The organism is Eikenella sp. NML03-A-027, assembly GCF_001648395.1.
Lineage (GTDB): Bacteria > Pseudomonadota > Gammaproteobacteria > Burkholderiales > Neisseriaceae > Eikenella > Eikenella exigua.
In genome coordinates this window covers 105,742-119,457 of the sequence record NZ_LXSM01000006.1, presented here as the reverse complement: position 1 = coordinate 119,457, position 13,716 = coordinate 105,742, and the positions used below count along the sequence as shown (strand labels likewise).

20 protein-coding genes are annotated in these 13,716 nt (G+C 58.2%); 5 read left to right on the top strand and 15 right to left on the bottom strand.

What is annotated here, in order from left to right; genetic code table 11:
• Positions 1–267: 267 nt before the first annotated feature.
• From A7P96_RS03385 to A7P96_RS03315, 15 genes are all read right to left on the bottom strand, one after another.
• Positions 268–753, bottom strand: a complete 486-nt coding sequence (locus A7P96_RS03385; RefSeq protein ID WP_067524738.1) for a phage virion morphogenesis protein — start codon at positions 751–753, stop codon at positions 268–270.
• Between the two features lie 2 nt (positions 754–755).
• The gene (locus A7P96_RS03380; protein WP_067524737.1) at positions 756–1,661 is read right to left on the bottom strand and encodes a phage minor head protein; all 906 of its coding nucleotides are present in this window, start codon (positions 1,659–1,661) and stop codon (positions 756–758) included.
• Positions 1,658–3,151: a DUF935 domain-containing protein gene (locus A7P96_RS03375; RefSeq protein WP_067524736.1), complete on the bottom strand. Its 1,494-nt coding sequence runs from the start codon at positions 3,149–3,151 to the stop codon at positions 1,658–1,660. Before A7P96_RS03375 ends, A7P96_RS03380 begins: the two co-directional genes overlap by 4 nt.
• A 1-nt stretch (position 3,152) precedes the next feature.
• On the bottom strand, positions 3,153–4,673 hold the full coding sequence (locus A7P96_RS03370) for a terminase large subunit domain-containing protein (protein WP_067524734.1): 1,521 nt from the start codon (positions 4,671–4,673) through the stop codon (positions 3,153–3,155).
• Entirely contained in the window at positions 4,670–5,215 is a 546-nt protein-coding gene (locus tag A7P96_RS03365) for a phage protein Gp27 family protein (protein WP_067524732.1), read from the bottom strand. The genes A7P96_RS03370 and A7P96_RS03365 overlap by 4 nt, the downstream gene beginning before the upstream one ends.
• A 2-nt stretch (positions 5,216–5,217) precedes the next feature.
• Entirely contained in the window at positions 5,218–5,523 is a 306-nt protein-coding gene (locus tag A7P96_RS03360) for a hypothetical protein (protein WP_009425424.1), read from the bottom strand.
• The gene (locus A7P96_RS03355) at positions 5,520–5,843 is read right to left on the bottom strand and encodes a hypothetical protein (protein WP_064104242.1); all 324 of its coding nucleotides are present in this window, start codon (positions 5,841–5,843) and stop codon (positions 5,520–5,522) included. Before A7P96_RS03355 ends, A7P96_RS03360 begins: the two co-directional genes overlap by 4 nt.
• Before the next feature lie 2 nt (positions 5,844–5,845).
• On the bottom strand, positions 5,846–6,055 hold the full coding sequence (locus tag A7P96_RS03350) for a TraR/DksA C4-type zinc finger protein (protein ID WP_067527790.1): 210 nt from the start codon (positions 6,053–6,055) through the stop codon (positions 5,846–5,848).
• The gene (locus A7P96_RS03345; protein WP_064087582.1) at positions 6,055–6,258 is read right to left on the bottom strand and encodes a hypothetical protein; all 204 of its coding nucleotides are present in this window, start codon (positions 6,256–6,258) and stop codon (positions 6,055–6,057) included. Before A7P96_RS03345 ends, A7P96_RS03350 begins: the two co-directional genes overlap by 1 nt.
• A complete protein-coding gene (locus A7P96_RS03340) occupies positions 6,242–6,616 on the bottom strand; it encodes a hypothetical protein (protein WP_082887895.1) in 375 nt (124 codons plus the stop codon). The genes A7P96_RS03345 and A7P96_RS03340 overlap by 17 nt, the downstream gene beginning before the upstream one ends.
• A gap of 4 nt (positions 6,617–6,620) precedes the next feature.
• A complete protein-coding gene (locus A7P96_RS03335) occupies positions 6,621–6,887 on the bottom strand; it encodes a hypothetical protein (protein WP_009425429.1) in 267 nt (88 codons plus the stop codon).
• A 172-nt stretch (positions 6,888–7,059) separates the two neighbouring features.
• A complete protein-coding gene (locus A7P96_RS03330) occupies positions 7,060–7,590 on the bottom strand; it encodes an N-acetylmuramoyl-L-alanine amidase (protein WP_067524729.1) in 531 nt (176 codons plus the stop codon).
• A gap of 157 nt (positions 7,591–7,747) precedes the next feature.
• Positions 7,748–8,404, bottom strand: coding sequence for a thermonuclease family protein (locus A7P96_RS03325; protein ID WP_067524727.1), 657 nt, complete (start codon positions 8,402–8,404; stop codon positions 7,748–7,750).
• Between the two features lie 4 nt (positions 8,405–8,408).
• On the bottom strand, positions 8,409–8,834 hold the full coding sequence (locus A7P96_RS03320; RefSeq protein ID WP_067524725.1) for a helix-turn-helix domain-containing protein: 426 nt from the start codon (positions 8,832–8,834) through the stop codon (positions 8,409–8,411).
• Positions 8,835–9,000: 166 nt separating this feature from the next.
• The gene (locus A7P96_RS03315; RefSeq protein WP_067524723.1) at positions 9,001–9,345 is read right to left on the bottom strand and encodes a hypothetical protein; all 345 of its coding nucleotides are present in this window, start codon (positions 9,343–9,345) and stop codon (positions 9,001–9,003) included.
• Between the two features lie 56 nt (positions 9,346–9,401).
• Here A7P96_RS03315 and A7P96_RS03310 point away from each other — a divergent pair, with 56 nt between their 5' ends.
• Genes A7P96_RS03310 through A7P96_RS03290 form a run of 5 tightly spaced genes read left to right on the top strand, consistent with a single transcriptional unit; the run spans position 9,402 to position 13,716 of the window.
• Complete coding sequence (locus tag A7P96_RS03310) at positions 9,402–9,629, top strand: DNA-binding protein (RefSeq protein ID WP_009425435.1); 228 nt, start codon at positions 9,402–9,404, stop codon at positions 9,627–9,629.
• Position 9,630: 1 nt separating this feature from the next.
• The gene (locus A7P96_RS03305) at positions 9,631–9,918 is read left to right on the top strand and encodes a helix-turn-helix domain-containing protein (RefSeq protein ID WP_067524721.1); all 288 of its coding nucleotides are present in this window, start codon (positions 9,631–9,633) and stop codon (positions 9,916–9,918) included.
• Positions 9,919–9,953: 35 nt separating this feature from the next.
• Positions 9,954–10,790, top strand: coding sequence for a hypothetical protein (locus A7P96_RS03300; protein WP_067524719.1), 837 nt, complete (start codon positions 9,954–9,956; stop codon positions 10,788–10,790).
• 3 nt (positions 10,791–10,793) lie between these two features.
• Positions 10,794–12,572 (top strand): DDE-type integrase/transposase/recombinase, encoded by a 1,779-nt coding sequence (locus A7P96_RS03295; RefSeq protein ID WP_156496254.1) that lies wholly within the window; start codon positions 10,794–10,796, stop codon positions 12,570–12,572.
• 1 nt (position 12,573) lies between these two features.
• Positions 12,574–13,716: an ExeA family protein gene (locus A7P96_RS03290; RefSeq protein WP_067524717.1), complete on the top strand. Its 1,143-nt coding sequence runs from the start codon at positions 12,574–12,576 to the stop codon at positions 13,714–13,716.

Here is a 13,716-nt window from a genome sequence, read left to right as displayed (position 1 = left end):
TCTGCTTCAAAGAAACCAACAGGACAATGTCAAAACATCGTCTTGTCTTCTTCTCAACAGTGCAGGTGTAAAACACCCACACTTATCGGTAATCTGATTGTTAAAGAGCTGCTGAACCGTAAAACTGTGAAACCCAGTGAGATAAATATAAGGGGTCTGTGAGATAAATGGGATTAAGCTGGATGAGAGTGGATGAAGGGGGATGGCGAAATTGTAACAACGTTGCACTGGGTGCAACAAAACGGAGCGGGCAGATTTGCCCGCTTTTTATTTTCGGACACCCCGTGCCAAAGCATCGAGGGCGACATCCAGCAGGCGGGATTCGGCGCCTGCCTGAAGTGTACCGTCTTTGCTCATCGGCAGGTAGGGGCGGTCGGGGATGTTGACTTGTTTGACGCTGTGGAAACTACCACCAGCTTTGAACACCAAATAGGGTTTGTTTTTGGCTTCGATGGTGCCGCCGAACTGGTGGATGGCGGCATAGGGTTTGTTGGTGCCGATGCGGGCGAAGTTGTTGCCGGAGGCGGTGTGGATGCTGGCGGCCAGCTGCCCGCTCTGTTGTAGGATTTTGCCGCCGCGCTTGGTGGGATCCCATTTCCTGCTGCCCCAGCGTTGACGTGCGAAGTTGTCTTCGGTGATGCTGAGCAGTTCGGCGGCCATCGCCTTCATCATCGGGCGCGGGTGGCGGGCGTTGCGCAACAGTTGGCCGAGGCCGCGTTGCAGGTCGCCGTCGTCCAGGCTGATTTCCAGCATCGTCATCCTTTCAATAGATTAATTACCCAAGCCAATTGGGCGGCATTGAGCGAGGATTTGAAACGCTCGTTGCCCATCATCTGCCGCAGCGCCACACGGGCAATATCTGGATGGGCGGCCTGCGCCTTATCCACCGCCACCGAAGCCATGCGCGAGAGCATGGCTTTGCCTTGGTTGGCATTGAAGCCGGCATTTGGGGCGACGAATTTGCCGTTGATGCGGATGCCGGTGCGTTGGGCATGGCGTTCTTCGCCGGTATATTGGTTGACACCGATGTCCACGGTTTGGGTTTCCAGCTGCGGGCTGGGCTGCACTCTTCCCTCCCCCCGGCTGCGCGATAAGGGTCGAACTCGGCAGCGGCAGCGGTAGTCCAAGGGCGGATACAGGCTGTCCCACACCGGGTCGTCGGCGGCATAAACGCTGCCGTGCAGCAGGCGGTGGGTCTCGCGGGTGCGCTCGTCGTTGACCGCCACGTATTCCCAGTATGGGTGAGTATCCACGGCATCCATCATCTCGGCATAACGCCCAGCCATATAGGCCGACTGCATATTGGTCAGGTAGATGGTTTTCAGGCGGTGCGGGCTGCCCAGGCGCACGCTTTGCAGTTCGCCCGTGTCCGGGTGCGGCAGGTCTTGCTTGCCCCACCAGCCCTTGGCCTGCAATACCGGCGTCAGTTGCCCGCTGAACTGTTCCAGCGTTTGCCCGCTTTCGGCGGCTTTGACCACGGCGGCATAGATATCGCCGACCACATCCATGCCGGCGGTTTTGGCTACGGTGAAGGCGGTGGCGTGCGCATCGTCCAGCATGTCCTGCCAGTCCCATGATACGTTGATGCCTTTCTGCTGCAGATAGGCCACGGCGGCTTCGGGCTGCATGCCGAAGATGGCTTTGATGTCTTCGGGATTCATTCGGCCAGCTCCTCAGCAGCTTCCACCCTGCCGACCAGTTCGGCCAGGAAGATTAAGCGTGCCAACTCCTCTTGAAGCGCGGCATCATCCATATTCGGATAAACGGCGGTCAGCCTGTCCAGCACTGCTTCAGGCGTGGCTTGTCCCTGTTTCAGGCTGCCAATCAAGATATCGGTTAATGCCTGCCCCTGTGCATTGAGGCTACCTGAAAGCGGGGCGAGGGTGTCGATGACCAAGCCGGCATCGGCAGCCGGCCGGTGCTCGGCGAAGTCGGCCAAAGGTGACGCCGGCGTCGCATTTGGCGGAGAGGCTACCTGAACAATATCGTCGTCGCTCAGGTTGTAGGCGCGTTTCCAGTAGCTTTCGGATAACCGGACACCGCAGCCGGTCAGGATTTGGTCGCGTTCGGCCAAGGTCTTGTCGCCTGCTTCTTCGGTGTACAAAACAAACTGCGGGCGCGGGGTGTCGGCGGCGAAGTTGAAACCGCAGATCCAGTCGATAAGCTGATTCAGGCAGCCTTCGACGATGCGGCAGTCGTTGTCGCGGATGTCTTTGGTTACCTCCAAACCGGCGGTGGCGCTGGCGTGGGTGCTGTCTTTTTCGGTGGTCTGGTCTTGGCCGAGCAAGGCAATCGCAATCTCGGAGCGGCAGTAGCGGATAAATCGGTCGTACACATCAGCACTACCCTGTTTGCCCGCCGCCTCTTTGATTTCGACGCTGGAGTCGTCGGGAATAGTGGCCACCGAGTTGCCGATTAGCTGCTCCAAAGCATCCAGCAGGCGGTCGGTGTCTTGGTCGGTATTGCTGCGCGGCTCGCGGCCGATGATCCACGGTGCGCCGAATTTCTCCGAGAACTCCGCCCAGAATTTCAGGCCGCCGCGTTTGAAGATGGTCGGCCAGTAGATACAGGACAAATCACCGATGCCGTAGGGGTTGATGTAGCTGGCATTGTGGGTCGGGCACAGGAATTTGAAGGCCGGTACCGGTTCGTCGTTCAGGCTGCCTGAAAGGCGGAAGCGCAGCTGCCCGTCTTGGTCGAACTGAAACCACTCCTGCGGCTTGGCCACGATCTCGGACGGCAGCCACAGGCTGCCCCGCTGCCAGATGATTTCCAAGGGCTGATAGCCGTACAGGGTGGCATCTAGGATTTGGTTGATCAGGCGGTACAGGTCAAAACCGGAAAACAGCTCGGCAAGGGTGTCGCAAACCGTATCAGGCGCACCGTTGGCTTCGATGCGCCATTCCATACCGGCCACCGCCGACTTTCGGCGGCGCACATGGCCGGCGACAATTGGGTCGGACAGCAGCTCGCGGTAAACCGAGATGTCGCGCCCGAGCTTTTTCAACACAGGGTCGGGATTGGGCAGATAGCCGCCGAAGCCGCCGATGCCCCAAAAGCGTTGGGCAACGGCGAGGTGGGCGGTCAGGTCGGCGAGTTTGAGGGTAACCGCGCCGTTGGCGGTTTTGAGTTTGAAGTGGGGTTTGGCCATATCAGTATCCTCGGGTTAAGGGGCTGCTGCGGCGGATTTTACGGCTGGCCACACGTACCGGGCCGGTGTTCAGTTCACGGCTGGCGTAGTGTGCCAACACAAAGGCAATCGCCGCGTCGCCGTGGCGTTTTTTGCCGTCCGCTCCTTTGGTGCGGGTGTCGGGAATACGCGGCACGCCTTTGACCAGTTCGAAGGCGCGCAGGTCGGTCAGGATGTCTTCGTCGCGCGGCAGGTCGGTCAGCGTGCCGTCTTCGAGGGCGGCTTTGAACGGGGCGGTATGGGTTCGGTACCAGTTTTCGGACAGCATGACCGCCTCGCATACCTCCGCGCCGAATTCGTCGCGCATGGCTTCGGCAATGGATTGGCCGTTACCGCGTGCATCCAATGCCACACCGCGCAGATTGGGCAGGCCGTGCAGCAGGTGCTTCATAATCTGCTCCTGCTGGGCGAAGGGCATATTGCCCAGTTCCAATACAAAGGGCGGCTTCAGGGCTAGGTTCGGCTGTTGCAACAAGGGGACGATCACGGTGCGGTCGCCGCTGCGGGCAAAGTCTTCGCCGACAAAGCTGGTGCGGGTTTTGTCCAAGCCGTCAAGCAGCGGTTGCAGGATGTCGGCCAGCCAGTCCGCCACTTCGGCAGCACGGCGCGGTTCGGGCAGCAGGCCGAAATCGTCGCTCTGATCGTAACGGATAACCGGCGTGTACGGATTCATGCGGCTTTCGATCAAGGCGCGGTTGAGCCATTTGCCGCCGCCGTTTTTCGGGATGCAGTCCAATTCCTCGCTGGCATCCTCGCCGTAGAAGTCGCGGATTTCCTTGCACCAATCCGCCTCTCCCTCCACCGTCCACTCCAAGCCCCGCCGCAGGCAGATACGGCGGTACAGCCCCTGCTCAACCGCTTCGTCAAAGGTAATACGGTGGATGGAATACGGCTTTTTGCCTGCGCGGATGTCGGTAATCAGCTCGTTGAACGGGTTGTCCACGCCGTCGTGGGTGGAGATGATGTGTACCTGACCGCCCCACATCAGCAAGGCCATTGCAGCTTTGAGCAGCTCGCCGAGCTGCTCGTGGAACGCTGCCTCGTCAATGATGACGCGCCCCTGCTTACCACGCAGGTTGGACGGGCGGCTGGACAGGGCGGTAACACGCCAACCGGAGGCAAAACGAATGACGAAGGCAAGCACGGATTTCTGCTCGTCGCCCTCGACAAACACTTCCTCGGTTTCTTCAATCTCTCCCGCCGCCAAGCCGTAGAACTTCGCCCAGTTGGCACAGTCGCGGATGAATTCGATGGCCATGTCTTTGTTATAGCCGATGTACCAACTGTCCATGCCGTTTGCCGAGGCGGCCAGCAGCGCGGTGTCGGCGGCTTCGCCCCAGCTCAAACCGATACGGCGCGATTTTTCGCACAGCTTGACCGGCGAAGTATCGGCGCACCAGCGCTGCTGATAAGGCAGCAGCGCCATCGGGGTGCGGTCTTCAGTCGGCCGTTTGGCCGGACTGGTGCTTTCAGGCTGCCTCATGACGCAATCCCCAAAATCTGTTTGCGGATGGCTTCGGCCGCTTCGTCGGACAAACCACCCTTTCTAGCCTGTTTGGCTACATCATCGGCAGCAGCGGCCACTTTGGCTTTTACTTTGGCTTGATATTCTTTCAATCGTGTACCGGCGGAGATAAAGCCCGCCATGCGCCGTGCGCCTTCGCTCATCATGTCGAAGCGCTGCATGGGCGACAAATCCTCATCCGACACTTCGCCGATGGCTACCAGCGCATCAAACAACTCAGTCTGTACCAGTGCCATCAGGGCTTCGGCACGGGTGTCGCCTTCGTCGGATGCTCCCTCGGCAATCAGACGGGCGGCCTCGGTGCTGGCCTTGATGCTGGCATAACGCCGCTCCACCTGCTGCCCGTAACGGTGCACGGCGGAGCGGCTGACTTCGTAGCCTTGCTCATGCAGCCATTCGGTCAGCTCGCTGTAGTTGGCAAAGCCGTTCTCGGCCAGCTTGCGCTCAAAGGCGTGGCGGATGTCTTCCGGCAGGGTGGCCAGTGTGCTGCGGCGTGCCATATTTAACCCTCCCAGTATTTATCGGGGCGGGCGATGCCGGGCTGGCAGTCGATGGTGTACTCGGCCAAGTCCACACCGAGCCGGGTCAGGTCGGCAAACCACATGCCGGCAGGCTGCTTGGTCAGATCGATCAGGCGGCGGTCGCTCAGGTATTCGAGCTGCTGGCGCAGCTCCAATGCGGTGGCATCGGGATAAATGCCGCGCATCACGTCCAACAGGAACACTTCGCTGGAGGTGTACGGCCGGGCTTTGTTCAGGGTGTTGATCAGATGCCAGCGCATCCCTTCTCTGCGGGCTTTATCGTTCATTTCTTTTGGCTTTCTATTTTGTACAAGTCGGTCAGTGTGTGCTGGATGCTGTCCATCTTGGCTTCCAGCACGGCTTGGTTGCGGATGTAGTCTTCGCGCAGAACATACTTTTCCGGCAGGATGGCCTTTTGCTCGGCGAACTGGTTGTCCATGCTTTCCAGCTTTTGCTGCATGGTCTCAAACTGCCGCTGCCGCTCGGCCTGCTGGTTTTGAAACTGCGCCAACAACATCTTGCCGAAGCCCCAGCACACGCCGAGAAAAGAGAGCAGGAAGCCGACCAGCTGCCAGAACTCAATGCTGATAAAGGTTTTGTTTTCCATCATTAGGGGTATCCGATTTCTTGGTATGCCTGGCAGCCCACGCAGCGGGTACAGCCGGGGACGGCCAGGCGGCGACGTTTGGGGATGCGGGCGCCGCAATCTACGCAGTACAAGAGCGAGGTGGCGGCCGGGTTTTCAGGTAGCCTGATTTGGCGTAGTGCCTCCTCACGCGCCAGCTCCTCCTGCTGGGTGGCTCTGTCTGAAATATCCATTACTGCTTGCTCCGATACCATTCCTGCCACCCGCGCACTTGGGTGTCGCGTTTGCCGCACCATGCGCCGTAGTCGGCGGCGTGATTGAGCAAATCCGTGGGGCTGCCTGAAACCGGCGGCGCCGGGCGCGGATGCTCGGCCAGCAGTTCGGCAGCGGCGGGCGGCAGCACCGGGCGCTCCACCACCTTAATCGGTGTAGCCAAGGGCTTGTTTGTAGAGCTGCAGGCTGTCAGCGCCAAGGCCGCTGTAACAACGGCCGCTGCTTTGATCGTTTTTGACTGCATTTGCTATCTCCTGTTTGATACGTGTGGTTTGGGTATCCAATCGGCGGCTGGTTTCGGCCAGCTTTGCCGATTGGCCTTGTGCGAAGTCGTACCATTTCTGTCGCTCGGCGCTGATTTCGGCCACCTTGGCGTTGTAGGCTTGTTCGGCGGCCAGCGCCTGCTCGGTATGGCGCTGCTGCAGCTGTGCGATTTCGCCGCGATAGATACGGCGTGCGTGGGTGTAGCCCGCACCGTATACGCTGGCCAATGTCAGGCCGATGCCGAGTGCGTACAGCAAAGATTTATTCGTCGGTAGCATCCACATTTTGATCTCCCTGTTGTTTGATCTGTTCCAGCTGCGGGATGATGGATAGGCCGCGCTTGATGAGGGCATAACCACCCACAATGCAGCCGTAGCTCCACCACATCCACTCCACCGGTTCGGGTGCCATGACAAATTTGTAGGTCATCACGGTATAGGCCACATTCGCCCACACCTTGGTGTGGCTGGCTTGGCCGGTAGACGGGTTGGTAAAGGCGCCGGCAAGCCAGTTTTTAAGGCTATTCATCTTCCAGCCTTTCTGCGCCGTTTGGCGGCGCGTCTGGCGGCAGCCACACCGCTGCGGCGGCCGCTAAGCGGATAACTGGCCGCGCCGACCGAATATTCCAGCCGGGGTGCGGGATGGGTTAGGCTCGGCAATACAGTAGATGATGCCAGCGCTATTAATGTTTTTTCCTCTTTCATGCTTTGACCTCTTCGGCAATGGCGGTTGCAATGGCGCGGCAGATGCTCCATTTGGTTTGCTTCCATTGGGCTAAGTCCGCGTCGTTGGAAATAAAAAACGGCTCGAAGATGATGCCGCCGGATTGGGCGTAGGCTAGGCGGCTGTGCTGGCCGGCGTTGTCGGGCTTATAGCCGCCCTCGCCGCGCAGCTTCCAGCCGCTGATGTCGGCCACAGCTTGACAGAGCCGCTGGCAGGCGGCTTTGTTTTTTGGGGTGGATAAGGCTTCAATGCCTGTCGCGGTTTTATTGAGTGCCGCATTAGTGTGGAACTCGACGGCCAGGCGGCTGCCTTTAATGAGCTTGACTGCCTCGCGCAAAGGCAGGTTACCCTTGCCCTCACCGTCGGTTTTAACCTCCAATCCATAGTCGGTGCGGAGGATGGCGGCGACGATGTTACGCATGTCTTGCGCGATGTCGGCCTCGCGGTCGCTGCCGTTGACGGCGCCGGGGTCGGTGTTACTGTGTCCTGCGGTAATGGTGATATACATAAGAAAATCCCTGCATCAAATGATGCAGGGATTCTGCGCTGGAAGCTGTCCACGGTCTTTTAAAACGTTTTCAAAAATACGTTCGCCGCCGCTTCTAGGATGGTATCAGAAAAATTCGTCCAATGTCTTTTAATTCATTTTCCGAAAATGCGGGAAATCAACGGCACAGGCTTTCACAAGGGACGCCGTCGCCGTCGCGGTCAAGGCGGCCTACGCCGCATTGCCTGAGATAGAAGCGGGCTTCAGCGCAGCTGGTCATTTCGCGGCAGAAGCGTTTGCCGTTGCAAGCGAAGCCGCCCTGATTATTGCGGCGCGGTTCATGCGGTGGCAGGATTTGCCGTGATACCGTGCCGGCACGGCGACCATGCCGAAACTCGCTGGGGTAAATGGGGTTGGGCTCCGACCATAACCCACGGCTGGCGCGGCGCGCCTGCTCTTCCAAGCGCAGATATTCGTTATCCCGCACATATTCGCGGTATGCCCAAGCATAGCCGCTCCGCACCATCTCTTTATTGATGTTCAGGCTACCTGAAAATACCTCTGCAATAGTGCGCCCGTATTTATCCAAACCCTCGGTTCGGAGCTGCACCTGCCTGCCGTGCACCAAAGACGACAGCTTCCGTTTGGCTGCCTGCCCGAAGGCCTGGCCTTTTTCAGGGGCGTCGATTTGGTTCAGGCGCACTTTAATCTGCTGATTGCCCGCAGCCAGGCAAGTCAGCGTATCCCCGTCGGACACTCCGACCACCCGGCAGGAAACGGTTTGGGCGGCCGCCATTAACGGCAGCAGCAAAACAGCTATCAGCAAAGCTCTCATCTCTTCATCCTACTTTATTTTTCGCAAGTGCCGCGATTGCCGCCATCGCTTTGGCTGCATCCTCAATCGCATTCTGCCCCTGCTCGTTGGCCGAACGGAAATCTTCCAACAACTGCCTTTCGCGCTCGTTTAACGGCGCTTCCACATGATAAGCCCCTTGAGGCTCGCGCAGCACGGCAGCCGCCGGGGCTAATTTTACCGGTGCCGGCGGCGTAGTGCTCACAAAGGGTTCGCCTATCCCTGTTAGCAGCCAGTTTAGGTTTACACCCAAATGGGTGCTTATTTTTGCTAGATTATCTACATCAGGCTTTCTTTCCCCGCTTAGATAATTTTGGAGTGTGCGATATTTCAAACCAGAGATTTCAGAAAAAGATTTTATATTCAATCCTTTAATTTCCATCACTTGTTTTAGGCGAATATTTATGCTCATTTGTGCATTTTCCTGTTGCATATACTCATTTGTTCGTATAATATACACGCAACACCACAGTTAAAACCAATCCGACACAGAAAAGGACGAAAAATGACCGAACAAGAATTGCGTCGAATCATACGTCAGGAAATCCAAGCGGCCTTGAGCCGGAAGAAAAAGGCTTTTATCCGGCTGGCTTCCCGGCGGCGGCAACTTCGGATTGAACATTTTCGGCACTCTCTCGAACAAGCTTGGCTGTCGCTAAGAAGCGTTCCAAAGCATAGACCTTATTAGGATCAATCGGAGAATCCGCCTCCGCCGCCTCTTTTATTTTCTGTCGATGGACGGTTCCTATTCCGGACGTGATTTCATCAAAGAAAAGGGGAGACTGCAAACGGATGGCGAGGCAGATGGGATAGAACACCAAGTCGAGACTCTCAATACGGTCACTTAACCCATCTATCCGGCGGTACAGCTCGGCAATATGTTCTTCGGCAGTAGAAAACCCAGGGGCATTGTCGATATGCATGGCGCGGGACTCCTTGGAATAAACGATTAGCACAGATTAACACAGGTAGGCACTAAATGAGTAAGCAACATGACAAATTTCTGCCGCTGCCCTATCCGCAGACAACACAGTCGGCACAGCGGTACTTCGTGCGGCACGGCATCAACCGCAGCGCATGGGCAAGATATTTCGGCTTCGAGCGCACGGTGGTGGAGCACCTGTTGCGCGGCCAACTGAAAGGCCGGCGCGGTATGGCGCACGAGGCGGCGATTAAATTGGGACTGAAAGAGCAACCGGAGGATTGATATGGCGAGCGGAAAAGGACAGCGGCTGCTGAGTGTCTTCAAGGCATTGGAAGCGCACCCGCTAATCGGCATCAGCAATAAGGAAATCGCCGACGGCCTAGACCTTAACCCATCTTACGTTACCCGCGAGCTGGAAGATTTGATTGAGGCGGGGCTGGTGGTGAAGCTGGATAACGGCAATTTCGCCTACAGCGTGAAGACGCTTCAGATTGCCGAACGGTTCAGACGGCAACAGGAAGGCATGATGGCCAGATTGGAAGAGCTGAACCAACGTACCACTACATTTTGATAAGTTGCGACGTCGCAACTTTTGGAGACTAGAACATGAGCAACAAAATGGAAATCATTGAACACAGCAACAGCAACCAGACGGCTATGCACAGTCTGATGGTAATGGAGCAATGGGGCAACGGTGAGGCTTATAACGAAGATCGTTGGATTGAACGTGGCCGCCAAGCAATGAGGCAGACCGTTGAAGGTATGTTTGAGCTTGGTCGTGTCCTAATTGTGTTGAAAGAACACATGACTTGGGAAAAGTTCGCAGACGTCTGCGAAGTTTTTGGGATGTCGGCACGAGCAGCGCAACAGCTCACGCAAGCCACCCGCCGTTTTGCTACACCGCAAATGCAGAAGGCTCAGTCTAAGTTGATGGAGCTGGGTAAATCCAAACTGCTGGAGCTGCTGGTAGAGGAGGATGAGGCGATAGTCGATTTAGCTGACGGCGGCGATATCAACGGTCACACGTTGGACGATGTGGAAAGAATGACGGTACGCGAACTCCGCGCCGCCCTGCGCGAGAGCCGCGAAACCGCCGAGGCCAAAGACAAAATCATCGCCGACAAAAACAAGAAGGTGGACGAGCTGGCCGAGAAACTGGCCAAGAAGCAAACGGGCAAAGAGCCGAGCCCCGAAGACGTGGGCAGCGAGCTGACCATGCAGCTCTCCAGTTTGGAAGTGGCCGCCCGTAGCGACTTGAGCCGCTTTGCCGAGGTCTTCGAACAGATGCTGGCACACGGCGAAGCCAACGGCTACGACCACCGCCCGCAGATGGTGGCGGCCATCAACCAAATCATCCGCGATGCCGAAACCCTGCGCGAACGCTTTACCCTGCCGCAAGAAGCACCGACCAACGCCAAGCCGGAATGGCTGGACGGGGAGTAAACCATGAACCCTGCATTGACCGAGAAACTGGCTGCCGTGGCCGCTCATGCAGCCACCCTCGGCCACGGCGAGAAGGCAGGCTACCTGAAAAGTCAGGCGGCCGAGCTGGGCATCAGCGTGGCCACGCTGTACCGCAAACTGGAGGCGGTCAGCGTGAAGCCCTGCCGCAAACGGCGCAGCGATGCCGGCCGCTCGGAATTAAGCCTGCACGAGGCACAACTGATTTCGGCCGTGCTGATGGAGGCGATGCGGCGCAACGGCAAACGGCTGATGTCGGTCGCCCGCGCGGTGGAGATGCTGCGCGCCAACGGCAAAATCGAGGCTGCACGCGTGGATGAGGAAACAGGCGAGGTGCTGCCCTTGTCCGAGAGCACGGTTACCCGCGCCCTGCGCGAATACAAGCTGCATCCCGACCAACTGCTGCAGCCCGCGCCGGTGAACCGTATGAAATCGGAGCACCCGAACCACTGCTGGCAGATCGACCCCAGCCTGTGCGTGCTCTACTACCTGCCGCGCAGCGGCGAGGACAGCGGCCTGCGGGTAATGAAGCAGGAAGAGTTCTACAAAAACAAACCGAAAAACGTGGTCAAAATCGAAAACGACCGTGTGTGGCGCTACACCGGCACCGACCACGCCAGCGGCACCATCCTTGCCCGCTACTACTTCGGCGGCGAGACCAGCGCCAACCTGTGCGACTTCTTTATCTTCATGATGCAGGAGAAGGCAGACATCCTGAAAGACCCGTTCCGCGGCGTGCCGCGCATGGTGATGCTCGACCCGGGCAGTGCGAATACCTCGGCAGCGTTTAAAAACCTGTGCAAGTCGCTGGACGTGCATGTGCAGATCAACAAGCCGGGCAACCCGCGCGCCAAAGGACAGGTGGAAAAAGGCAACGACATTGTGGAAACGGCGTTTGAAAGCAGCCTGCGCTTTACCGAGGTGCACGACATCGGGCAGCTGAACCGCCTGGCCGAACGCTGGATGCGTTACTACAACGGCACGCAGATTCACAGCCGACACGGCCTGACCCGCTATCAGGCATGGAACAAAATCAAGGCCGAGCAGCTGATTCTGCCGCCGCCTGCCGACTACTGCCGCGAGCTGGCCGTTTCCGCACCGAAAGAAGCCAAGGTGTCGCCCGATCTGGAAATTCGCTTCGGCGGCCGGGTGTACAGCGTGAAAGACATCAAGGGTGTGCTGGTTGGGCAGAAACTGCTGGTGGCCAAGAACCCGTGGGAGCCGACCGGCGCACGTATCGCCACTTACGACAGCGAAGGCAACGAAATCTGGCAGGCGGTGCCGGAGGTGGTGTTCGACGAGATGGGCTTCAGAGTCGATGCCGCCGTCATCGGTGCGGAATACAAAGGGCAGGCCGACACCATCGCACAAAGCCACGCCAAGGCACTGGACAAGCTGGCGATGCAGGCCGACACGCTGGAAGCGGCAGCCGCCAAACGCAAAGGCAAGGCGGTGCCCTTCGGCGGCGAAATCGACCCGTTCAAACATCAGGAAGACACGCTGGCCGCCGCTAACACCCTGTATATGCCCAAGCAAGGGCAACAGATGGCCTACAACACGATGGAAGTGCGCGAGCAGGTGTTGAGCAAGGTCGAGCTGGCCAAGCTGCTCAAACCGCGCATCGAAGCAGCCGGCGGCAACTGGGGCGAGGCAGTGAAAACCCTGCAACGGCTGTACCCGGACGGGGTGGCCGCCAGCCAAATCGAAGAGGTATTCGGCCGCCTGAAAACCGCAGGCAGCCTGCGGATTGTGAAAGGGGCATGAGATGAAGGAAGCATTTAGAAAAATCGGCAAATCGTACGCCGTGGCCGCCGCCGAAATCGGCTGCAGCAAGCCCAGGTTGGTGGCGGTAATCAACCACGGTGAATGGCCGAAAAAAGGCGCAGCCGGGCTGCGCGAGAGTTTGAAGCAGTATTTTGAAAAGAATGGTGCGGCTATCCCGGCGAGCCTGAGAAACGAGCCAGAAACCGCACCTGCCCAAGCAACTGACGAAGACAAGGACGACGATATGTTACTACGAAAAGCCACTTTGACCCAAGCCACCCGCCGTTATTTCGGCCTGGTACGCGACCCGTTCAACGATGAAATCCGCAGCGCGGAAGACGTGTATATGACGCCGGATGTGCGCTATGTACGCGAGGCGATGTTCCAAACGGCCTGCCACGGCGGCTTTGTGGCGGTAGTCGGAGAGAGCGGCGCCGGCAAGTCCACCCTGCGCGAAGACCTGCAAGACCGCATCAACCGTGATGGCAGGCAGGTTATCACCATCGAACCGTATGTGCTGGCGATGGAGGACAACGACCAAAAAGGCAAAACGCTTAAGGCGGTACATATTGCGGAGGCAATTTTGGAGGCGGTATCGCCGGGAACCAGCCCGAAACGCAGCCCGGAAGCACGTTTCCGCCAAATCCACCGCGCTTTGTCGGAAAGCGCGAAAGCAGGCAACAAACACCTGCTCTTGATTGAGGAGGCGCACGGCCTGCCGATTCCCACCCTGAAGCACCTGAAACGCTTTTTTGAGTTGAAGAACGGTTTTGACCGCCTGCTCGGCATCGTACTGATCGGCCAGACCGAACTGGCGCAGAAGCTCAGCGAAAACAACCCGGCGGTGCGCGAAGTGGTGCAGCGCTGCGAGGTGGTGACGCTCTTGCCGCTGACCGACGGGCGGCTGGCAGGCTACCTGAAACACAAAATCGAACGTGCCGGCGGCGACATCACCAAAATTATGGACGAGAGCGCGATTGACGCGGTGGCCGAACGGCTGACGGTGCGCGGCCGCAGCGGGCGCGGGGTGGAAGAGCACAGCCTGCTCTACCCGCTGGCAGTCAATAATCTAGTCAGTGCCGCAATGAATCAGGCGGCCGAGCTGCAGATGCCGGTGGACGGCGACATGGTAAGGGGGGTGTGA